This is a genomic window from Salipiger abyssi (assembly GCF_001975705.1).
Classification (GTDB): Bacteria; Pseudomonadota; Alphaproteobacteria; order Rhodobacterales; family Rhodobacteraceae; genus Salipiger; species Salipiger abyssi.
Genome location: NZ_CP015093.1, coordinates 3,796,181 through 3,817,374, shown reverse-complemented (window position 1 = coordinate 3,817,374; position 21,194 = coordinate 3,796,181). Strand labels below are relative to the sequence as shown.

At 65.9% G+C, this 21,194-nt stretch carries 15 protein-coding genes; 6 read left to right on the top strand and 9 right to left on the bottom strand.

Annotated features, from left to right (window positions below; translation table 11 throughout):
* Positions 1 to 17: 17 nt before the first annotated feature.
* The gene (gene thrS / locus Ga0080574_RS22125; RefSeq protein ID WP_076704703.1) at positions 18 to 1,967 is read right to left on the bottom strand and encodes a threonine--tRNA ligase; all 1,950 of its coding nucleotides are present in this window, start codon (positions 1,965 to 1,967) and stop codon (positions 18 to 20) included.
* A gap of 198 nt (positions 1,968 to 2,165) precedes the next feature.
* Here thrS and Ga0080574_RS22120 point away from each other — a divergent pair, with 198 nt between their 5' ends.
* The gene (locus Ga0080574_RS22120) at positions 2,166 to 2,495 is read left to right on the top strand and encodes a hypothetical protein (protein WP_076704701.1); all 330 of its coding nucleotides are present in this window, start codon (positions 2,166 to 2,168) and stop codon (positions 2,493 to 2,495) included.
* A 117-nt stretch (positions 2,496 to 2,612) separates the two neighbouring features.
* Here the strand turns inward: Ga0080574_RS22120 and Ga0080574_RS22115 are convergent, their stop codons facing one another.
* From Ga0080574_RS22115 to gyrA, 3 genes are all read right to left on the bottom strand, one after another.
* Entirely contained in the window at positions 2,613 to 3,506 is an 894-nt protein-coding gene (locus Ga0080574_RS22115) for a hypothetical protein (protein ID WP_076704698.1), read from the bottom strand.
* 213 nt (positions 3,507 to 3,719) lie between these two features.
* Positions 3,720 to 4,415: a M48 family metalloprotease gene (locus Ga0080574_RS22110; RefSeq protein ID WP_076704696.1), complete on the bottom strand. Its 696-nt coding sequence runs from the start codon at positions 4,413 to 4,415 to the stop codon at positions 3,720 to 3,722.
* 202 nt (positions 4,416 to 4,617) lie between these two features.
* Entirely contained in the window at positions 4,618 to 7,362 is a 2,745-nt protein-coding gene (gene gyrA / locus Ga0080574_RS22105) for a DNA gyrase subunit A (protein WP_076704694.1), read from the bottom strand.
* A gap of 192 nt (positions 7,363 to 7,554) precedes the next feature.
* Between gyrA and Ga0080574_RS22100 the strand changes: the two genes are divergently transcribed.
* A complete protein-coding gene (locus tag Ga0080574_RS22100) occupies positions 7,555 to 7,824 on the top strand; it encodes an usg protein (protein ID WP_076704692.1) in 270 nt (89 codons plus the stop codon).
* Positions 7,825 to 7,991: 167 nt separating this feature from the next.
* On the opposite strand, the gene Ga0080574_RS22095 is transcribed toward Ga0080574_RS22100, so the two are convergent.
* Positions 7,992 to 8,546: a lipid-binding SYLF domain-containing protein gene (locus tag Ga0080574_RS22095; protein ID WP_076704690.1), complete on the bottom strand. Its 555-nt coding sequence runs from the start codon at positions 8,544 to 8,546 to the stop codon at positions 7,992 to 7,994.
* 136 nt (positions 8,547 to 8,682) lie between these two features.
* Positions 8,683 to 9,681, bottom strand: a complete 999-nt coding sequence (gene hemB, locus Ga0080574_RS22090; RefSeq protein ID WP_076704688.1) for a porphobilinogen synthase — start codon at positions 9,679 to 9,681, stop codon at positions 8,683 to 8,685.
* A 102-nt stretch (positions 9,682 to 9,783) separates the two neighbouring features.
* Between hemB and Ga0080574_RS22085 the strand changes: the two genes are divergently transcribed.
* The 3 genes from Ga0080574_RS22085 to Ga0080574_RS22075 are packed head-to-tail and all read left to right on the top strand — an operon-like array spanning position 9,784 to position 14,734.
* Positions 9,784 to 10,311 carry a component of SufBCD complex gene (locus Ga0080574_RS22085; RefSeq protein ID WP_076704686.1) on the top strand — a complete coding sequence of 176 codons (528 nt, stop codon included), beginning with the start codon at positions 9,784 to 9,786 and terminating at the stop codon, positions 10,309 to 10,311.
* Positions 10,312 to 10,344: 33 nt separating this feature from the next.
* Entirely contained in the window at positions 10,345 to 13,821 is a 3,477-nt protein-coding gene (gene mfd / locus Ga0080574_RS22080) for a transcription-repair coupling factor (RefSeq protein WP_076704683.1), read from the top strand.
* A 19-nt stretch (positions 13,822 to 13,840) separates the two neighbouring features.
* Positions 13,841 to 14,734: an endonuclease/exonuclease/phosphatase family protein gene (locus Ga0080574_RS22075; RefSeq protein WP_076704681.1), complete on the top strand. Its 894-nt coding sequence runs from the start codon at positions 13,841 to 13,843 to the stop codon at positions 14,732 to 14,734.
* A 69-nt stretch (positions 14,735 to 14,803) separates the two neighbouring features.
* Here Ga0080574_RS22075 and Ga0080574_RS22070 read toward each other — a convergent pair whose 3' ends face one another.
* The gene (locus Ga0080574_RS22070; protein ID WP_076704679.1) at positions 14,804 to 15,445 is read right to left on the bottom strand and encodes an invasion associated locus B family protein; all 642 of its coding nucleotides are present in this window, start codon (positions 15,443 to 15,445) and stop codon (positions 14,804 to 14,806) included.
* Between the two features lie 404 nt (positions 15,446 to 15,849).
* On the opposite strand from Ga0080574_RS22070, the gene Ga0080574_RS22065 reads away from it, so the two are divergent.
* Complete coding sequence (locus Ga0080574_RS22065) at positions 15,850 to 17,433, top strand: helicase HerA-like domain-containing protein (protein ID WP_076704677.1); 1,584 nt, start codon at positions 15,850 to 15,852, stop codon at positions 17,431 to 17,433.
* 365 nt (positions 17,434 to 17,798) lie between these two features.
* On the opposite strand, the gene Ga0080574_RS22060 is transcribed toward Ga0080574_RS22065, so the two are convergent.
* Entirely contained in the window at positions 17,799 to 20,015 is a 2,217-nt protein-coding gene (locus Ga0080574_RS22060) for a hybrid sensor histidine kinase/response regulator (RefSeq protein ID WP_076704670.1), read from the bottom strand.
* Positions 20,006 to 21,193 (bottom strand): FIST N-terminal domain-containing protein, encoded by a 1,188-nt coding sequence (locus Ga0080574_RS22055; RefSeq protein WP_076704668.1) that lies wholly within the window; start codon positions 21,191 to 21,193, stop codon positions 20,006 to 20,008. Before Ga0080574_RS22055 ends, Ga0080574_RS22060 begins: the two co-directional genes overlap by 10 nt.
* Between the last annotated feature and the right edge of the window lies 1 nt (position 21,194).

Sequence of the window (21,194 nt, the reverse complement as noted above, 5' to 3'; positions counted from 1 at the left end):
GTTACAATGCTCAGCGATCAGTCGCGCAGGTCCGGCGGCGTCGCATCCAGAGCCAGCTCGGCGGCGAGCTCATCGAGCGGGCGCACCTGGGTCTGTTTCTCGCCAAGCCGGCGCACGGTCACGGTGCGCTCCTCGACCTCGCGATGGCCCACGGCGAGGATCACCGGCACCTTGCCCACGGAATGCTCGCGCACCTTGTAGTTGATCTTTTCGTTGCGCGTATCGGCCTCGGCGCGGACCCCGGCGGCCTTCAAGGCAGCGACGACCTCATAAACATACTCGTCGGCCTCCGAGGTGATCGAAGCGACCACCACCTGACGCGGCGCCAGCCAGAAGGGCAGCTTGCCCGCGTGTTCCTCGATCAGGATGCCGATGAAGCGCTCGAAAGAGCCCAGCGTCGCGCGGTGCAGCATCACCGGGCGGTGCTTGTCGCCATCCGCGCCCACATAGGTCGCATCCAGCCGCTCGGGCAGCACGAAATCCACCTGGAGCGTGCCGCATTGCCAGTCGCGCCCGATGGCGTCGGTCAGCACGAATTCCAGCTTGGGCCCGTAGAAGGCGCCTTCGCCCGGGTTCAGCTCCACATCGTTGGTGACCGCGCGCGTGGCATCCATCAGCGCTTTTTCGGCGCGGTCCCAGACCTCGTCGGAGCCGGCGCGGGTATCGGGCCGGTCGGAGAACTTGATCTTGTAGGTCGGGAAGCCGAGATCGCGGTAGATGCCGGCGAGGAAGCCGATGAATTTCTCGGTCTCCTCGGCAATCTGCTCTTCGGTGCAGAAGATATGCGCATCGTCCTGGGTAAAGCCGCGCACCCGCATGATACCGTGCAGCGCGCCCGAGGGCTCGTAGCGGTTGCAGGAGCCGAATTCGGCCATGCGCAGCGGCAGGTCGCGATAGCTCTTGAGCCCCTGGTTGAAGATCTGAACGTGACAGGGGCAGTTCATCGGCTTCAGCGCGTTCACCGATTTCTCGCGCGCATGCTCCTCGTCCACTTCGACGATGAACATATTGTCCTGGTATTTCTCCCAGTGGCCCGAGGCTTCCCACAGCTTGCGGTCGACGACCTGCGGCGTGTTCACCTCGACATAACCGCCGCGCTGCTGCTGGCGGCGCATATAGTCTTGCAGCGTGGTGTAGATGGACCAGCCGTTCGGGTGCCAGAAGACCTGGCCCGGCGCCTCTTCCTGCATGTGGAAGAGATCCATCTCGCGGCCGAGCTTGCGGTGGTCGCGCTTGGCGGCTTCCTCAAGGAAATTGAGGTATTTCTTGAGATCGTCGCGGTTGCGGAAGGCCACGCCCGAGACGCGCTGAAGCATCGGCCGATTCACATCGCCGAACCAGTAGGCGCCGGAGACGCCCATGAGTTTGAAGGCATCCGCCGGAAGCTGGCCGGTATGCTGAAGATGCGGGCCGCGGCACAGATCCTGCCAGCCGCCATGCCAGTACATGCGGATCGCCGCGTCCTCGGGAATGCGGTCCACCAGCTCGACCTTATAGGGCTCGCCGTTCTGCTCATAGAACTTACGCGCGCGCTCGCGCTCCCAGATCTCGGTGGTCACCGGCTCGCGGGCGTTGATGATCTCCTTCATCTTCGCCTCGATCTGGCCGAGATCTTCGGGCGTGAAGGGCTCTTCGCGGTCGAAATCGTAGAACCAGCCATGCTCCGTCACCGGGCCGATGGTGACCTTGGTCTCCGGCCAGATCTCCTGCACGGCGCGGGCCATGACGTGGGCCATGTCGTGCCGGATGAGTTCCAGCGCCGGGGCTTCGTCCTGCATGGTGTTGATGGCGATGGCGGCATCGGCCTCGATCGGCCATTGCAGATCCCAGTGCTGGCCGTCGACCATGGCCGAGATGGCCTTCTTGCCGAGCGATTTCGAGATCGACGCGGCGATCTCGGCAGGGGTCACGCCCTTGTCGAATTCACGCGCATTGCCATCGGGAAAGGTAAGAGAGATTTGGGCCATGTGTCTGGCTCTCCTCGTCAGTTTGGCGCCCACGGAACGCCCGGTTGCGGGTTATGTCGGTGCCGCCTTGTGGCGCGCGGGGGCAGGGGTGTCAAGAACCCCGCTGCGGAGGGCGAAAACCTGTGCCCGGTCTGTGCTTCGGGGGCTTGCGGCGGCGCAATAGCGGAATATCTCTTAGGAAAGGGAAAGGTCTGTGCAATGAAGACAACTGTCTCGGCAAAGCTCTGCGGCGCGCTCTGTCTCGGGCTTGCAACCGCGCTCTGTCTCGGGCTTGCAACCGCGCTCCTGGCGCCGGTCGCGGCCTCTGCCGATAGCGGGTCGCGGCCCAACACGCGCGATCTGCCGCTCACCTTCGGACGCCCGATTCCGCTGACCTATGCGGAGCAGCGGCAGCTCATGTTCCTGGTGCCGGGGCTCGACCCCGCGATGATCCCGGCGGGGCAAAGCGCCCGGCTGCGCGATGTGATTTACAGCGACCGTACCGATTCCGAAAAGCGCCGGCGCATAAAGTGGCTGATTGATCGCTGAAGGCGGAGGGGCTGTGACGCTTCGCGGTGGGCGCGAAGGGCGGGCTGAAATTACGCCCTGCGTGCGTATCCTCCGGGCCGCAGGGACAGACGGGCGCCGTGGCGCCCGCCCTATGGATCAGATCATTTCGAGGTCGTCCTCGGCCTCGTCGCCGGCTTCAACGACGTCTTCCGGCGTGTCGTCCTCTTCACCGAGGCTGAGCGCCGCGATCAGGTCGCCGCTGGCGACCTCCTCGGGATCGAGTGCGCCCGCCTCGATGGCGGCGTCATAGGCCTCGAGCACCTCGTCGGCACTCTGGAAGCCGCCTTCCGGAGCGTCAATGCGGAACTGCTCGACCGGGTAGCCGTCCTCGTGGAAGGAATAGAAAACAATCGAGTCGAGCGAGGGGATGTCGTAGCCGTCCACCTCTTCCTCGTAATAGGTGAGGTAGTTCTCGAAGGTCGGCTCTTCGCCCTCGGGGAGCGAATACTCATAGCCCTCGCGCGGTTCGTCGACGATGAACACACCGTCAAACACCTCGCCGCTGTCCGAGACATCGGTGCCGAACAGCACCTTCTCGAAGGTTGGCTCAATGGGCTCTTCCGGCTCTTCGGGGTCGTCCGAGACTGCCTTGATCGAGCCGGATTCGGTGGTGGTCGAGGTCGCGCGGATGCCGAACACGTCGATCTCGTCGAGGCTCTCGATATCGAGCTCGACGGTCAGCGTGTCGCCTTCGGAAACATAGGTTTCCTTGTCCTCGCCCTCCGGCCCGAGGCCCGGATCGCTGAGCGCCTCGGCATCGTCCCACTGGATCTTCTCGCCGTCGAGCCGGGTGCCGTTCATGTTGAGCGGGCCGTCCAGCGAGACGCTCTCGCCGGAGAATTCGTCATCGCCGAAATAGAGCGCGTTTACATCCATGCCGCCTTCGAGGACGGAAATATCCGCCAGAAAGGCGCCGTCCTGCTCGTAAAGCGAGACCGTGTAGGACAGGCCTTCCACCTCGTAGGTAAAGATTTTCGAATAATCAGGCATTACTTTCCCTTCCCGTGAACGGAATTCTTCCGATTTGTCTGGGCCTGAACAGGCCGTGGATACCGTCGCGTCAACGCCACAATGTGGCGAGAATAGCATGTAAGGGCCGCATTTTAGACATGGAAAATCCCGGTGCGGAGGAAACACATCGTTTCCATCGACGGGGTCAGGGGCGAGAGCGGAAAGGCGAAGACCGGGCAGGGCGTGCCGGACTCAGCCGCCTTGCGTGGCCGACCAGCGGGCTTCGAGTTTCTCCAGCGCGGCGATGCGCTCATGCGTCTTGGGATGCGAGAGCAGCCAGGCGGGCATCGCGCCGCCGCGATTTGCGGTGAGCGCTTCGAGCTTGGAAAACAAGGACTTCTGCGGCCCGACACCGATGCCGGCCTTGTGCAGCAGGGCGGCGGCATAGGCGTCGGCCTCGTATTCGTCGCCGCGCGACAGTCGGGCCGCAAGCAGCGACATCAGAATATTGGCGAGCCACGGCCCGATGCCCGGCAGAAAGCGCGACAGCACCATGGCCAGCGCCGTGCGCAGCGCGTTCTGGCCGGAAAAATCGATCATCCGCCGCCGCGAATGCCCCAGCGCCACATGGCCCAGCTCATGGGCGATGACGCTGGCCATCTCCTCGGCGCTGACCTCGCCGGCGCGGTAACGGTTGTAAAAGCCCCGCGTGATGAAGATCCGCCCATCCGGCGCCGCCAGACCGTTCACCGGTTCGATCTCGTAGATATTCACCCGGATGCGCGGCAGGTCGAGCGCGCGGGCCATGCGGTCGGTCAGCGCCTTGAGCCGCGCATCGGCCAGCTCGCTCGATTTCGCGTCCAGCTCGCGCGCGGTGCGCCAGACGGAAAAGCGATACATCGCAATCGCATAGAGCAGGGCGAGCAGAATCGGCGTGAACTTCAACATATCCGCAATATGGGGTCTCAGCCCCCGCCGGCCAAGAGCGCCGCGCTGTCACCGGAGCGTCGCGCTCGGCCCGCAATGTCGCAATGTGAGTATTTATCGGAAAGATGAATGCAGATGGTTTTTCATCTTTCTGAAAATACTCAAAAAACATCCCGGCCAAGAGCCTGGGCCGGGATGCATGTGTTTCGCGCTTTGGCAGAGATCAGCTCTCCGCCTCGTCCTCTTCGTCGCCCTGATCGGCGATCCAGGCGACGGAAACCACCGTCTCGCCGGCACGGGTGTTGAACACCTTCACGCCGCCGGCGCTGCGCGAGCGGAAGGAGATGCCCTCGACCGGCACGCGGATCGACTGGCCGGTGGAGGTGGCGAGCATGATCTGGTCGTCCATCTCGACCGGGAAGGAGGCCACGATCGGCCCGCCGCGCATGGATTTTTCCCAGGCGGTCACGCCCATGCCGCCACGGCCCCGGATCGGGTAGTCATGCGACGAGGACAGCTTGCCCAGACCCTTGGCGGTGATCGTCAGGATCAGGTTTTCCGCCGCCGACATCTCGGCATAGCGCTCGGACGGCAGCAGGCTGTCGGCATTGCCGTCTTCCTCGTCGGCGCCCTCGTCCTCGGTCACCCCGGCCATCAGCCGGCGCATCTTGAGATAGGAGGCGCGTTCGTCGGACTCGGCTTCGAAGTGGCGGATCACCGACATCGACACGACCTCGTCGCCATTGTTCAGCTTGACGCCGCGCACGCCGGTGGAGTTGCGTGAGTTGAACACCCGCACATCGGGCACCGGGAAGCGGATCGCGCGACCGGAATCGGTGACCAGCATGACGTCGTCGTCTTCGGAGCAGATGCGGGCGTTGATCAGGCGGGTGGCCTCGTCCTCGCCCTCGAATTTCATCGCGATCTTGCCGTTGCGCATGACATTGGTGAAATCCGACAGCCGGTTGCGGCGCACCGAGCCCTTGGAGGTGGCGAAGACGATTTGCAGATCGTCCCAATCCTCCTCGTCGCGGTCGACCGGCATGATCGCCGCCACCGAGACGCCCTGCGGGATCGGCAGGATATTGACGATGGCCTTGCCCTTGGAGGTACGGCCGCCCTGCGGCAGGCGCCAGCACTTGAGCTTGTAGACCATGCCGGCGGTGGTGAAGAACAGAAGCTGCGTGTGGGTATTGGCCACAAAGAGCTGCGTGACGACGTCGTCTTCCTTCAGCGAGCCGCCCGAGACACCCTTGCCGCCGCGCTTCTGGGCGCGGAACTCGGCCAGCGGCGTGCGCTTGATATAGCCGCCGGCGGTGACCGTGACGACCATGTCCTCGCGCTCGATCAGGTCCTCGTCGTCCATGTCGCCGGCCCAGTCGGCGATCTCGGTGCGGCGGGGCACGGCGAACTGCTCCTTCACGGCGACCATCTCGTTGGTGATGATCTCCATGATGCGCTCGCGGCTCCCGAGGATCTCGAGATATTCCTTGATCTTCTTCGCCAACTCTTCGAGCTCGTCCGTCACTTCCTTGACGCCGAGCTGGGTCAGCCGTTGCAGGCGCAGCTCGAGGATGGCGCGGGCCTGGCTTTCGCTCAGGTTATAGGTGCCGTCCTCGTTCATCTTGTGGGTCGGATCGTCGATGAGCTGGATATAGGCGGCGATGTCATGCGCCGGCCAGCGCCGGGTCATCAGCTTTTCGCGCGCTTCCGACGCATCCTGAGAGGCGCGGATCGTGGCGACCACCTCGTCGACATTGCTGACCGCCACGGCGAGACCGCAGAGGATATGGCTCCGCTCACGCGCCTTGCGCAGCAGATAGGCGGTGCGGCGCGCCACCACGTCCTCGCGGAAATCCACGAAGGCGGTGAGGAAGCCGCGAAGCGTGAGCTGCTCGGGCCGCCCGCCGTTCAGCGCCAGCATGTTGCAGGCAAAGCTTGTCTGCATCGGCGTGAAGCGGAAGAGCTGGTTCAGCACCACCTCGGCGGTGGCGTCGCGCTTGAGCTCGACGACGACTCGCACGCCGGAGCGGTCGGATTCGTCCTGCACATGGGAAATGCCCTCGATCTTCTTGTCGCGCACGGCCTCGGCGATACGCTCGATCATCGTCGCCTTGTTCACCTGATAGGGGATCTCGTCGATGACGATGGCATAGCGGTCGCGCTTGATCTCCTCGACGCGGGTCTTGGCGCGGATGATCACCGAGCCGCGGCCTTCGAGATAGGCCTTGCGCGCGCCGGAGCGCCCGAGGATCACGCCGCCCGTGGGGAAATCCGGGGCGGGGATGTACTCGATAAGCTGCTCCGAGCTGAGATCGGGGTTCTCGATCAGCGCCAGCGTGGCGTCGATCACCTCGCCCAGATTGTGCGGCGGGATGCGCGTGGCCATGCCGACGGCGATGCCCTCGGCACCGTTGACCAGCACATTGGGATAACGCGCCGGCAGCACCACGGGCTCGTTGCGCTCGTTGGCGTAGTTGGGAACGAAATCGACGGTCTCCTTGTCGATATCCTCCAGCAGCGCCTCGGCGGAGCGCTCCAGCCGCGATTCCGTATACCGGTAGGCGGCGGGCGGGTCGCCATCCATGGAGCCGAAATTGCCCTGACCGTCGATCAGCGGCAGCGACATGGAGAAATCCTGCGCCATGCGCACCAGCGCGTCATAGACCGCCGAGTCGCCATGCGGGTGATAGCGGCCCATCACGTCGCCCACGGCGGTGGCGCATTTGCGATAGCCCTTGGACTTGGTCTGCCCGTTCTCCCAGAGCGTATAAAGGATGCGTCTGTGCACGGGTTTTAGCCCGTCGCGCAGATCCGGGATCGCGCGGCTGACGATCACGCTCATGGCGTAGTCGAGATAGCTCGACTTCATCTCGTCGATGATCGAAATCGCCGGCCCGCTCGGCGCGGGGCGCTCCGGTCCGCTCATTTCGTCATCGTTATCAGGGGGTTCCGGCGTGTCGGTCACGATGCTCGCCTGTCCGTCGTTATGCTATATGTTGTTGAGAACGCTTATATCAGAGACAGGATATGGGGCGCAATGGCAGCGGCACTACAAATCTGGCAGCCACCGGGATTGCCTGCTAACAATCTGTTTTTGTTGAAAAATAACGACTCGGCGCGCAGGCTTATAAACATGGAACCATGATGAGGTAAAGCGATGCAGGAAACGCCGACGGAACTCATGCTCAGGGGCTACGGTCTGACCACCGCCGAGATCTTCTACCGGATGCCGGATTACCGAAACGTTCTCAACACCTTCGTCTGGCAGGATTACGATCTGGCGCCGGATCATCCGAAGCTCTTCGAATTCATCGAGTTCTGGCAGGACGAGATCGAGGGGCCGCTGCACTCGATCCGCTATACCCACCGCAAGATGGTCTCTGCCGGGGAATGGCGTCAGGTGGTGGGCGAGTTCCGCTATCACTGAGGTCGTCTTGGGGGCGCTGCCCCTCGCGCGCCGGGGCGCGCATCCCCCGGGATATTTGAAGGCCAATGGAAACGCAGGGGGTTTCCATTGGCAGTTAAATATCCCGGGGTGAATTGGGCCGGATCAACGATCCGGGACAAGAGGGGCTGGCCCCTCCTGCGGTCCTGTCAGGGAATGATGCGGGTGTATTTCGTGCCTTCCAGCGTCGCGCCGACACGCAGGCCGGACTGGCCGAAGATCACCGCGATGACCGGCGACAGCGAGGTCGTGGTCTCGGCGGCCAGCGTGTCGCCTTTCTCGGGCGTGGCATATTCGATATTGGCGGCGGCGGCCCAGCCCGGCGAGCGGCGGAAATTCATCAGCGCCTCGTCGGTCATGAAGAACAGCACATGCGCATATTGCTGCGCGCCGATCTGAAGCCCGCCGGAGCCGCGCACCATCGAGTAGTAATCCACCGTGGCGCCGCCGACGCGCAGCGCGCCGCGCCCATAGGCGCCGCCGAGTCCGAGCCCCGCTTCGGTGACCAGCGGCATGACGAGCAGCCCCGCCGCCTTTTCCGACAGGTTCACCGTGCCGGGAAACTGGCTGTACATCTGGCTCAGCGTGGCGTTCACGCGGGCGTCAATCTTGGCGCTGCCCGGGCTGCCGATACCGTTGCCACATGCGCTCAAAACGCCCATTGCCCCCAGGCCGAGGGTGAGCGTGCGTCGGGTCATATCCATGGGTCTGCTCAATGTCCTGTATTGCCGATTGTGCCGGTGCCTCTAGAAACCCGGCTGTTTCGCCGGTTGCGCCGCAGTATAGCGGCGCCCGGCGCGGCTGTCACGCCGCAACGGGCAGGGCGCGCGGCAATCCGCCTCAGCCGTTGAGCAGCCTTGCCGCGACCGGGGCGAAATAGGTCAGCACGCCGTCGCAGCCGGCGCGTTTGAACGCGGTCAGGCTTTCGAGCACCATCCGGTCGTGGTCGAGCCAGCCGCGCTCGGCGGCGCCCGCCAGCATCGCGTATTCGCCCGAGACCTGATAGGCGAAGGTCGGCGCGCCGAACATCTCCTTGGCGCGGCGGCAGATGTCGAGATAGGGCATACCGGGTTTGACCATGATCATGTCGGCGCCTTCGCAGAGATCGCGCTCCACCAGCCGCATGGCCTCGTCGGAATTGCCCGGCTGCATCTGATAGGTGGTCTTGTCGCCCTTGAGCGCGCCCGAGGCGCCGACCGCGTCGCGGAACGGCCCGTAGAAGGCGCTGGCATATTTCGCGGCATAGGAGAGCAGCAGCGTGTTGCGGAAGCCCTCGCGCTCCAGCTCGTTGCGGATCGCGCCGATGCGGCCGTCCATCATGTCGGAGGGGCCGATGATATCGGCGCCGGCGCGGGCCTGGCTCATCGCCTGTTTCACCAGCGCCTCGACGGTCTCGTCATTGACGATCTCGCCATCGACGACAAAGCCGTCATGGCCAGTGCTGCTATAGGGGTCGAGCGCCACATCGGTCATCACCGCGAGATCGGGCACCGCGTCCTTGATGGCGCGGGTGGCGCGGTTCGACAGGTTCTCGGGGTTCCAGGCCTCGGCGCAATCCTCGGTCCTCTTCGCCGGATCGGTATAGGGAAACAGGCAGATCGCCGGGATGCCCAGCGCATGCGCCTCGCGCGCCGCCTCGACCACCTTGTCCACCGAGAGCCGGTTGACGCCGGGCATCGAGGCGATGGGCTCGACCACGCCCTCGCCGTCGCGCACGAAGACCGGCCAGATGAAATCGCCGGGCGTCACGACAGACTGGCCGACCAGCGCGCGGATCGCGGGGGATTTGCGAAGACGGCGCAGCCGTGTGGCCGGGAAGGCGGCAATCGTGGGTTTCATCGGGGGGCCTCTCTTGTAAACGCGTTCCTTGGGTGGCATGGAAAGACGGCTCTCACAAGGCCCCGGACACGCGGGCCCTCTGCATAAGGACATCGGGCCGCCTTGGACTGGTATCTCATCGTTTTCGAAACCATCGACATGCGCTCGTTCTCGAACCTGTGGTTCTGGATCGCGCTGGCGGTGGTCTGGTCCACCGCCAGCCACTGGGTGCTGGGCGTGCCTTTCGACATGGTCACCCGCGCCCGCCGACATGGCGAGCAGGCGGCGGAGGATCTCGAGGACATGACGCGGATCAATGTGAACCGGCTGTTGTTCATCGCCGAGGGGGCGGGGCTGTGGATCGTGGCGCTTGGCTCGGCGGTGCTGAGCATTCTGGCGGTCTCGGGCTTTGTCTATGGCGTGGAGCTGATGCAGGCGCTGTTCCTGCTGGGCTTTCCGATGTCGATGGTCGGGTTGATGAGCGTCGCCACGGCGGCCCGCATCCACCGCGACGCGCTGAGCGGGCCGGATCTGTGGAAGCGGCTGACCAGCCACCGCTTCTGGACGCAGGTGATCGGCATGGTCTCGATCTTCGTCACCGCGCTCTGGGGAATGTTCCAGAATATGTCCCACACCGTTCTGGGCGGTTGACGGCGGCGCGCGCCCGCGCCACATCCCTTTTCCATGTCACACACCCGCATCACCATGGGCGGCGCGCCCGAAGGCTTCGACGCCAGGCTGGTTCTGGCCGAGGCCGAGAAATCGCACGGCCCCGTCATTCACATCGCGCGCGACGACAAGCGCATGGCTGCGCTGCGCGAGGCGCTGGCCTTTTTCGCGCCGGATATGCCGGTGATGAGCTTTCCCGCCTGGGATTGCCTGCCATACGACCGGGTGTCGCCCAATCCCGATATCTCGGCGGCGCGCATGTCGACGCTGGCGGGGCTGGTGCACGGGATGCCGCAGCGCTTCATCCTGCTGACCACGCTCTCGGCGGCGACGCAGTATCTGCCCGCGCGCGAGGTGCTGCGCGAGGCGGCCTTTTCCGCCCGCGTCGGCGACCGGATCGACGAGGCCGGGCTGCGCGCCTTTCTCGTGCGCATGGGCTTTTCGCAGGCGCCCACGGTGACCGAGCCGGGCGATTATGCCATTCGCGGCGGCATCATCGACATCTATCCGCCGGGCGAGGGCGGGCCGGTGCGGCTCGACCTCTTCGGCGATGTGCTGGACGGGGCGCGGCGCTTTGACGCGATCTCGCAGCGCACCACCGAAAAGCTCGACATGATCGAGCTGGCGCCGGTCTCGGAGGTTATTCTCGATGAGGCGGCGATCACCCGGTTCCGGCAGAATTACCGGATCGAGTTCGGCGCCGGCGGCACCGACGATCCGCTTTACGAGTCGGTGAGTGCCGGGCGCAAGCAGCAGGGCATGGAGCACTGGCTGCCGTTCTTCCACGAGCGGCTGGAGACGCTGTTCGATTACCTGCCCGGCGCGCCGGTACTGATGGACGACCAGCTTACGCCGGCGCGGCTGGCGCGCTGGGAGAGCATCGAGGATCAGTACCAGACCCGCCGCCATGCCATGGCGCAGAAGGGCCGGATGGACTCGGTCTACAAGCCCGTGCCGCTGGGGCAGCTCTATCTCGACGATGCCGCCTGGGAGGCGGCGCTGGAGGGCCGCCGCGCGGTGCAGTTCCACCCGCTGCAACAGGCCAGCGGGCCCGGTGTGGTGGATGCGGGCGGGCGTATCGGGCGCAATTTCGCGCCTGAGCGGCAGCAGGAAAACATCAGCCTCTTCAGCGCTTTGGCGGACCATGTTCGCAAGAAACTTCAGGACGGGCCGGTGCTCATCGCCTCCTGGTCCGAGGGCGCGCGCGAACGTCTGACCGGGCTCATCGAGGATGAGGGGCTGGCCGAGGCGATCCCGGTTTCGAACGGTACCCGCATCGGCAAGCGCGGGCTGCATCTGGCGGTCTGGGCGCTGGAAAGCGGCTTCGAGGCGCCTTGGGGCGATCCGAAGGACCGGCAGCGGATCACGGTGATTTCCGAGCAGGACGTGCTGGGCGACCGTCTGATCCGCGCGCCGAAAAAGCGCCGCAAGGCCGAGAACTTCCTGACCGAGACTCAGTCGCTCAGCCCGGGCGATCTGGTGGTGCATGTGGATCACGGCATCGGGCGCTATCAGGGCATGGAGGTGATCACCGCCGCCGGGGCCGCGCATGAATGCCTGCTGCTGGAATATGCCGAGGGCGCGCGGCTTTACCTGCCGGTGGAGAATATCGAACTGCTGAGCCGTTACGGCCATGAGGACGGGCTGCTCGACCGTCTCGGCGGCGGTGCCTGGCAGGCCAAGAAGGCGCGGCTCAAGGAGCGCATTCGCGAGATGGCGGACAAGCTCATTCGCGTCGCCGCCGAGCGCGCGCTGCGCAAGGCGCCGGTCATCGACCCGCCGCCGGGCGCCTGGGAGAGCTTCTGCGCGCGCTTCCCCTATACCGAGACCGACGACCAGATCCGCGCCATCGAGGATGTGCTGGCGGATATGGACAGCGGCCAGCCGATGGACCGGCTGATCTGCGGCGATGTCGGCTTTGGCAAGACCGAGGTCGCCATGCGCGCGGCCTTTGTCGCTGCCATGTCCGGCGTGCAGGTGGCGGTGATCGCGCCCACCACGCTGCTCGCCCGGCAGCATTACAAGAGCTTTGCCGAGCGTTTCCGCGGCTTCCCGATCAACGTGGCGCCGCTGTCGCGCTTTGTCTCGTCGGGGCAGGCGGCCAAGACCCGCGACGGCATCGCCAAGGGCATGGTCGATATCGCGGTCGGCACCCATGCGCTGCTGGCCAAGAACATCCGGTTCCAGAATCTCGGCCTGCTGATCATCGACGAGGAGCAGCATTTCGGCGTCGGCCACAAGGAGCGGTTGAAGCAGCTCCGCTCCGACATCCATGTGCTGACGCTGACCGCCACGCCGATCCCGCGCACGCTGCAACTGTCGCTCTCGGGCGTGCGGGATCTGTCGATCATTGGCACGCCGCCGGTCGACCGGCTGGCGATCCGCACCTATGTGAGCGAATTCGACGCGGTCACCATCCGCGAGGCGCTGCTGCGTGAACATTACCGGGGCGGGCAGAGTTTCTACGTGGTGCCGCGTATTTCGGATCTTCCCGAAATAGAGGAATTCCTGCGCGAACAGGTGCCTGAGGTGAGCTATGTCGTGGCCCACGGTCAGATGGCGGCGGGCGAGCTCGACGACAAGATGAACGCGTTTTACGACGGCAAGTTCGACGTGCTGCTGGCTACCACCATCGTCGAGAGCGGGCTCGACATTCCCACCGCCAACACCATGGTGGTGCACCGCGCCGACATGTTCGGGCTGGCGCAGCTTTACCAGATCCGCGGCCGGGTCGGGCGCTCCAAGACGCGCGCCTATGCCTATATGACGACGAAACCGCGCGCGCGGCTCACCGATACCGCCGAAAAACGCCTGCGTGTGCTGGGCTCGCTCGACACGCTGGGGGCGGGTTTCACGCTGGCCAGCCAGGACCTCGACATTCGCGGCGCCGGCAACCTGCTCGGCGAGGAGCAGTCGGGCCAGATGCGCGATGTGGGCTATGAGCTGTACCAGTCGATGCTGGAAGAGGCGATTGCCAAGATCAAGTCGGGCGAGACCGAGGGGCTGCTGGAAGACGACGGGCAATGGGCGCCGCAGATCAATCTCGGCGTGCCGGTGCTGATCCCCGAGGATTACGTGCCCGATCTCGACGTGCGGCTGGGGCTCTACCGGCGCCTCAGCGAGCTTTCCACCAAGGTCGAGCTCGAAGGTTTCGCCGCCGAGCTCATCGACCGGTTCGGCAAGCTGCCGAAGGAGGTCAACACGCTGCTCCTGGTGGTGCGCATCAAGGACATGTGCAAGCGCGCCGGCATCGCCAAGCTCGACGGCGGGCCCAAGGGCGCGACGATCCAGTTCCACAACGACAAGTTCGCCAAGCCCGAGGGGCTGGTCTCTTTCATCCAGGACCAGAACGGGCTTGCCAAGATCAAGGACAACAAGATCGTGGTGCGGCGCGACTGGAAGAAGGACAGCGACAAGATCAAGGGCGCTTATGCCATCGCCCGCGATCTGGCGGAAAAGGCCGGCGCGATCCGGCTGAAGAAGGAGGCCTGAGGGGCCGGGAAGGCGGCGGATGCGCATCGCCTCGCTCAATATGCAGAACCTGCGGCTGCTGCCCGACGAGGCGGGCGGGCATCTGCACGGCGCGCGCGACCGTGACGAGCCGCCGGCGCCGCAGCATGACGACGCCGACCGGCGCCTGACGGCGGAACTCTTGGCGGCGACGCAGGCCGATGTTGTCGCCTTGCAGGAGGTGTTCGACGCCGAGAGCCTCGATTTCTTCCACGACCGCTATCTTGCCCCGCGCGCGGGGCCTTATCGCCACCGGCTCTGCCTGCCGGGCAATGACGGGCGCGGGCTCGACGTGGCGCTGATGGCGCGGCGGCGCTGGGACGTGGCGCGCAGCCATGCGGCGCTCACCGCCACCGATCTCGGGCTGAGCGCGCCCGGGGGCATGCCGCCGGATCAGCCGGTGTTTCGGCGCGACTGTCTTGAGGCGCAGTTCGGTGCGCTGACGCTATTTGTGGTTCATTTCAAGGCGCCGGCGCCGGATCCGGCGCGCGCCTGGGCGCTGCGGCGGCTGGAGGCGGAGGCGGTGCTGCGCCTGCTGCCCAAGGGGCGCGATGCGCTCTGGCTGGTCATCGGCGATCTCAACGAGCCGCGCGAGGGTGGTGCGCGCGCCATTGCGCCGCTTGAGGCCGCCGGGGTCGATCTGGGGCTGCGCCTGCCGGAGCACGCGCGCTGGACCTATTACGAGCCGCATATCGGCGCGCATCACCGGCCCGATGCGCTGATCGCCTCGCCGGCGCTGGCGGCGCGCTGCCCCGATGCGGTGCCGCGTGTGCTGCATCGCGGGCTCGGGCATGAGGCGGGGCCGGGGCAGGGCGCGCGGCTGGAAGGGGTGGGTCATCACCGGCCCCATGCCAGCGATCACGCGGCGCTGGTGGTCGATCTGCCGGGGCTCTGATGTGCCCGGAAACGACAACGGCCGCAGAGGTGAACCCCCGCGGCCGCCGAAGACGGTAAAGCTGACGGATTACTGGCGCAGCGCCGAGCTTTCGTCGAACGCGGCGGTGAAGCCCGACAGCGACATGTCCAGCTCGACCCGCTGATCGGGGGCCAGCGCCGGAACGATGCTCACCTTCGCCACGCTGCCGGCCTTGAAGCGCGCCACGTCATCGGCGGTAAAGCCGACGCGGGCATAGCAGCCGACCTGCGTGCAGAAGGAGAAATCGAAGCGCTTGGCCTGGCCGCCATCGACGGCGATGGTCAGCTTCTGCGTCAGCAGCGTTTCGAGCGGCACGACAAAGGTGCCGCCGGCGGCGACCTGGCCGCCATTGGCGAGGCGGAAGATGCTGACCTCGGCGACATTGCCGCCATTGCCGTCTTTCAACAGCTGGTACATCTGGCACGGATCCTCGGCCTCCGAACCCTCGGGCGCGCGCAGACATTGCAGCGCCCAGTCGCCATGGGTCGCCTTGACATAAGTCTCGGCCTGTTGCCCGGCTTCGCCCTCGGTTTCGCCCATCGTCAGATCGCCGCCGATGGTGGCGCTCGCTCCGGACGTTGTGCTTTCTTCGCCGGTCTCTTGGCCTGCGTCCTCCTGGGCCAGCGCCGGAGCGGCGGCAAGGCTCGCCAGAAGCGGCAGGGCCCACAGGACGGAAAGCGGTCTGGTCATGGAAACTCCCCTAAACTCTGATCGTTCTCACCGCCCGAGTAGCACGGCGCCGCGGCAGTGTCAGGCCGGAAAAACCATGCCTCGACAGGGCGGCGGAAAGCCGCAAGACAGGATGCAAAAAGAGAAAAGGGACCAAATGGTCCCTTCCCCCTTGCTCCCTGCCGGACCGGCCGGCTTTGTCATTGGGCGAACGCTACGAAACTCTTTTGCAACGGTCAACAGGGTTTCTCACAGTTCCGCGATCACTTTCCAAGGAAAAAGGCCGCACCCGAAGGGCGCGGCCAGTCTGACAGGGAGGAAGTCAGCCCGGAGCAGGAGAGGACATGTTGCCCCGGACAAAATTGATACTGGCATCAAATGGTTAAGAATGTATGCTCCGCTGCGCGCGTTGTTGGAGGGCGGGGATGGAAAACGGCGTTTTTATAGGCGGTGGCGGGGCTGGCTACGGCGAAAAGCAGTATCTGGCGCTGAAATACGCCAATCGCCACGGTCTGGTGGCCGGCGCGACGGGCACCGGCAAGACGGTGACGCTGCAAATCCTGGCGGAAGGCTTTTCCAACGCCGGCGTGCCGGTGTTTCTGGCGGATGTGAAGGGCGATCTCTCCGGTCTGGCGCGCGCGGGCTCGCAGACCGGCAAGCTTCACGATGCGTTTACCGAGCGCAACGGCAAGATCGGTTTCGACGATTTCGCCTATCAGGGCTTTCCGGCGGTGTTCTGGGATCTCTTCGGCGAAAAGGGCCATCCGGTGCGCACCACCGTGGCCGAGATGGGGCCGCTGCTGCTGGCGCGGCTTCTGGAGCTGAGCGAGGCGCAGGAGGGCATCCTGAACATCGCCTTCCGGCTGTCGGATGAGCAGGGGCTGCCGCTGCTCGATCTCAAGGATCTTCAGGCGCTGCTGGTCTGGGTCGGCGAGAACGCCAAGGAGCTAGGCCTGCGCTACGGCAATATCTCCACCGCCTCGGTGGGCGCGATCCAGCGCCGGCTGCTGGTGCTGGAGAACCAGGGCGGCACAAAGCTTTTCGGCGAGCCGGCGCTGGATCTGGCCGATCTGATGCGGGTCGATGCCGAGGGGCGCGGGCAGGTCAATATCCTTGCCGCCGATGCGCTGATGGGCGCGCCGCGGCTTTACGCGACCTTCCTGCTCTGGCTGCTCTCGGAGCTCTTCGAAGAGCTGCCGGAGGTGGGCGATCCGGAGAAACCGAAGCTGGTCTTCTTCTTCGACGAGGCGCATCTGCTCTTCGATGATGCGCCCGGGGCGCTGGTCGACAAGGTGGAGCAGGTGGCGCGGCTGATCCGCTCCAAGGGGGTGGGGGTCTATTTCATCACCCAGAACCCTGACGACATCCCAGAGGACATTCTCGGTCAGCTCGGCAACCGGGTGCAGCACGCGCTGCGCGCCTTCACCGCGCGCGACAAGAAGGCGCTGCGCATGGCCGCCGAGACATACCGGCCCAACCCGGAATTCGACACCGAAGCAGCGATCCGCGAGGTCGGCACCGGCGAGGCGGTGACCTCGATGCTGCAAAAGAAGGGCGTGCCGGGCATCGTGATGCGCACGCTGATCCGTCCGCCTTCGTCACAGCTCGGGCCGATCTCCGAGGCCGAGCGTGCGGATGTGATCGCCGCCTCACAGCTTGGGGCGAAATACGATGTGACGGTCGACCGGCAGTCGGCCTATGAGATGCTGGCGGCCCGGGCAAAGGCGGCGGCAGAGGCCGCCGAAGAGGCGGAGCGCAAGGAGGCGGGCGCACCGGAGACCGACGACGCGGGCGATCTCATCCGCGAATACAACCGCGCCCGGCGTTACGATCCGACCCCGCGCGCCAGCACGACGCGCCAGAGCGCACCGAAACGCAGCTCGACGCGCTATTCGGCGCCCAATTCCATTGGTGAGGCGCTGGGGCAGGCGGTGCTCAAGGAGCTCTCGGGCACCACCGGCAAACGGCTGGTGCGGGGCATTCTGGGGTCTTTGTTCAAGGCGCGGTGAGGGGGTTCCTGTCTTTTGCCTCGGTCATCCCAACGCCCTGGCGCGGGACAAGCCCGAAGGGCGCCGCGCCATCGCCGGCCCGCCCCCCGGGCTGGCGATTTGTTTACACCCGCGCTGCGTTTCGAGGTCATTCGGACATGGCAGGGATAAAGTAAGAAGTTCAGAGGGAAGATCGCCAACCCACGGGCCGGCGATGGCGCGGCTTTCGCTTATGCGATATCGCGGCTCCAGAAATCCTGCCCCGGACTTGATCCGGGGCCTTTGGTTTCGGGATCGTGCGTCGCGTTTTCTGGTAATGCCCGACGGGAAGGGAGAGGCCCGGGATCAAGTCCGGGGCGGGGGCCGCATCACTGGCGGGGGTGCCGTCACTCCGCCGCCAGCACGCCGCGCGCCACGGCGTCGAAGAACCGGCCCAGCCGGTGGCGGTCCACCGGTTTGCTCAGCAGCTCGATCTCCAGCGCCGCGCAGGCCTCGCGCAGCGCCTCGGAGCGGTCGGCGGAGACGATGGCGCAGGGCAGGCGGCCCATGCGTCCCGTGATCTCGCGGAAAAGCTCCGTGCCCGTCATGCCGGGCCCGAGCTGGTAATCCAGCAGCAGCGCGTCCGGCGTCAGCTCCAGATCCGCCAGCAGGTCGAGCGCGCTCTCCGCATCCTCCGCCTCGATCACGCTAACCCCCCAGCTTTCCATCAGCACGGTGATCGCCCGGCGCAGTTGCGGCTCGTTCTCCACCAGAAGCGCGATCAGCCCGGCCTGCGCCAGCCCCACCGGGCGCGCGGGGCCGAGGCTTACAGGCCGCGCGGGCGCTGCGGCGCCCACCACCGGCAGGCTGACCATGAAACACGAGCCGCGCCCGGGCTCCGACCAGAGCCCCAGCGGATGGCCGAGCCGGGCGCAGGCGCGCTCCACGATGGCAAGGCCCAGCCCCAGCCCGTCATTGCTGGAGGCGCGGGTGTCGAGCCGGCGGAACTCCTCGAAGATCGCCGACTGATCCTCCTCGGCGATGCCCGGCCCGGTATCCCAGACCTCGATGCGCGCGGTGCCGGCCTGACGCCGCACGCCCACCACCACGCGCCCGGCTTCGGTGTAGCGGATCGCATTGGCGACGAGGTTCTGCACCACGCGGCGCATATAGGCGGGGTCGGTCTCCACCGTCAGGCCGCTGTCGATCATCCGCAGGCTCAGCCCCTTGCGCGCCGCCAGCACCTCCATCTCGTCGCGCAGCGGCGCGAAGATCTCGCGCAGCGCCACCGGGCGGATGTCGAAATTCAGCCCGTCGGATTCCAGCTTGGAGATATCCAGCAGCGCGTCGATCAACTGCTCGGCGGAGGTCAGCGCGGACTCCGTCTTGTCGAGCACCGCGCGGTCGGCGGCATTGCCGCAGCGGTCGGCCAGCGAAGAGACGAAGAGCTTCGCTGCCGAGAGCGGTTGCAGCAGATCGTGGCTCGCCGCCGCGACAAAGCGCGATTTCGACGCATTGGCGCGCTCGGCGGCCGAGAGCGCATCCTCCAGCTCCAGCGTGCGCTCCATCACCCGCTGTTCCAGCATCTCGTTGACCTCGGTCAGCCGCCGCGCCGCCTCGCGCTCGGCGGTGACATCGGTGCAGGAGAACAGGAACCCGCCATCGGGCATGCCGCGCCGGAAGACCTGCAGGACCACATTCGTATCGCGCGTCAGCTCGAAGCTGATCGGCCCGCGCAGCCCGTCCTCCGCCGCCCAGCGCCGGAAACAGTCGCGGTCGCTGGAGTAGGAAAAGGTCAGCTCCTGCTCCAGCCGCTCCAGCAGCCGGGCAAAGGAGGCGCCCAGATGCAGCCGCCGCGCGGTGAGGTTGAGCAGCGTGCCGATCTTTTCGTTCCACGCCACCAGCCGGGCGTTCTCGTCGAAGATGCAGACGCCCTGGTCGAGATGGTCGAGCGTGGCGCGGATCATCCGCGTCTGCTTGTCCTTGAGCTTCAGCCGCTCCTGCCGCTCCAGCCGGATGATGTCGGTCACATCGGTCTGGAGCACCACGGTGCCGCCATTGGCGGTGCGATGCTCGGAGACCTGCAACCAGCGGTCCTGGCCGTGGCGCACGTTGAACAGAACCCGGCGGTCGGTGTGCTTGCGCATGCGGTCGGCGGCCCAGGCCTCGGAGCTGATGCCCTCGGGCAGGGCGAGATAGCGCGAGCGGCTGACCCGCTCCACATATCCGGCAAAGGCGAGACCGGGGCGCAGATCGCGCACCGTGTCGCGGAAATCGCGGCAGAAGCGCGAGTTGCACATCACCAGCACGTCGTCGCCGTCGAAAAGCGCAAAGCCCTCCGATACGGTCTCGATGGCGTCGGCGAGGTTGCGGCGCGCGGCCTCGGTCTCGTCATTGGCGCGGGCGAGCTGGGCGTTCGACTCATGCAAAAGATCGAGCGTGCGTTCGAGCTCCAGCGTGCGCTCGCGCACCCGCTTTTCCAGCAGCGCCGCGCGCTCGAACTGGGCATAGGCCTCGCCCGACTGGGCCGGGCCGTGCTCCACATGCTCCATCAGCGCTTCGGCGATGCGCAGCAGCTTTTCGTTCTGCCGTTCGAGCGAATCCGCCGGGTTTATCAGCGACATTCGGGCGCCTCCTCCTCGGGCGGGTAGAAGGCCACGCCGGTCAGGGTCTGGTTCACATGCAGCGCGCCGAACTGCTCGCCATAGGTGTTGAAGCCGACGACATTGTGCTTGCTCAGGATGTCCGAGATCGCGCGGGTCTGCTGGAACTGCCCGGCCTCGACGCGGCGCAGCAGGCAGTCGCAGCCGAGGATCTGGCTGGGTGCGCGGTCGGCACCGAGCGCCGCCAGCTCCTCGTCGAGATGACGCGCCATGTCCTGATGTTCGGCAAGGGTCAGCACCATGCCGGCATTGATCGCCGAGAAGAACACCAGATTGCCATGCTCGTCGACGCGCTGGATCGAGCGCACATGGTGGCTGTCGCCGAGCCGCACCACCACCGGATGCGCGGCAAAGGTGAAGGTGTCGAGCTGGTTGGGATCCTTGCCGAGCAGACGCGCATATTCGGCGGCGGCGGGTTCGGCGTTGATCTCCTGCACGAGACGGCGGTCGGGATCGGCGCGGGTCACCACCATGCGGGTGCGGGTGGGCATCAGGTGGTCGAGGCTGAACACCTTGACCGGGCAGCGCGAGCGCACCAGCGCCAGCAGCGCCGCGTTGCGCCGGACGACGCCGTTATGGGAGAGCCAGGTGGTGGCGAAATCCACCCCGTCGCCGGTGGAGCCGCCGAAAAGCGGCATCGGCCCCATGCCCGAGGCGAGGATCGAGGCGACATTCTCCTCCTGGAGCGACAGCCCGTCGACCATCAGAAAGGCGAATTCCGAGCCCTTGTCCGGCGCGGCGATGTTGAGCGCCATGCGACGCTGGATGATCTGCTCGGTCATCTTGCGGTCGTCGAGCGCGTCCAGCCCGTCGATGGCGAAGGCGTCGACCGAGAACAGCTCGGAAGGAAAGCCCACCGCGATGATCTGGCCCTCCTCATAGCCGGCGCGGCCGATCTCGCCGGCGGTGGTGCAGGCAAAGACATCGGAGCCGCCGAAGGCGCCGATGGCCGCGCTGTTCAGCGCCCTGAAATCCGCCTGGGGGGAGGCAAAGAGGCAAACGAGTTCGAAAGGCCCGGGGCCAAGCTGGTCCGAGATCGCGGTGATCGGGTCCGGGGCGCCGCAGACAACCTGCGCGACGCGCAGGGCACCGGCCCGATATGTCTCCTCCCCTGCGGAGCCGGTCTGTGCTCCGTCCAAT

What these genes read in the sequence shown, in the direction of transcription:
- thrS (WP_076704703.1), bottom strand. Translation starts at nt 1,967, where the DNA reads ATGGCCCAAATCTCTCTTACCTTTCCCGATGGCAATGCGCGTGAATTC.
- Ga0080574_RS22120 (WP_076704701.1), top strand. Translation starts at nt 2,166, where the DNA reads ATGAAGACAACTGTCTCGGCAAAGCTCTGCGGCGCGCTCTGTCTCGGG.
- Ga0080574_RS22115 (WP_076704698.1), bottom strand. Translation starts at nt 3,506, where the DNA reads ATGCCTGATTATTCGAAAATCTTTACCTACGAGGTGGAAGGCCTGTCC.
- Ga0080574_RS22110 (WP_076704696.1), bottom strand. Translation starts at nt 4,415, where the DNA reads ATGTTGAAGTTCACGCCGATTCTGCTCGCCCTGCTCTATGCGATTGCG.
- Ga0080574_RS22100 (WP_076704692.1), top strand. Translation starts at nt 7,555, where the DNA reads ATGCAGGAAACGCCGACGGAACTCATGCTCAGGGGCTACGGTCTGACC.
- Ga0080574_RS22095 (WP_076704690.1), bottom strand. Translation starts at nt 8,546, where the DNA reads ATGGATATGACCCGACGCACGCTCACCCTCGGCCTGGGGGCAATGGGC.
- hemB (WP_076704688.1), bottom strand. Translation starts at nt 9,681, where the DNA reads ATGAAACCCACGATTGCCGCCTTCCCGGCCACACGGCTGCGCCGTCTT.
- mfd (WP_076704683.1), top strand. Translation starts at nt 10,345, where the DNA reads ATGTCACACACCCGCATCACCATGGGCGGCGCGCCCGAAGGCTTCGAC.
- Ga0080574_RS22075 (WP_076704681.1), top strand. Translation starts at nt 13,841, where the DNA reads ATGCGCATCGCCTCGCTCAATATGCAGAACCTGCGGCTGCTGCCCGAC.
- Ga0080574_RS22070 (WP_076704679.1), bottom strand. Translation starts at nt 15,445, where the DNA reads ATGACCAGACCGCTTTCCGTCCTGTGGGCCCTGCCGCTTCTGGCGAGC.
- Ga0080574_RS22065 (WP_076704677.1), top strand. Translation starts at nt 15,850, where the DNA reads ATGGAAAACGGCGTTTTTATAGGCGGTGGCGGGGCTGGCTACGGCGAA.
- Ga0080574_RS22060 (WP_076704670.1), bottom strand. Translation starts at nt 20,015, where the DNA reads ATGTCGCTGATAAACCCGGCGGATTCGCTCGAACGGCAGAACGAAAAG.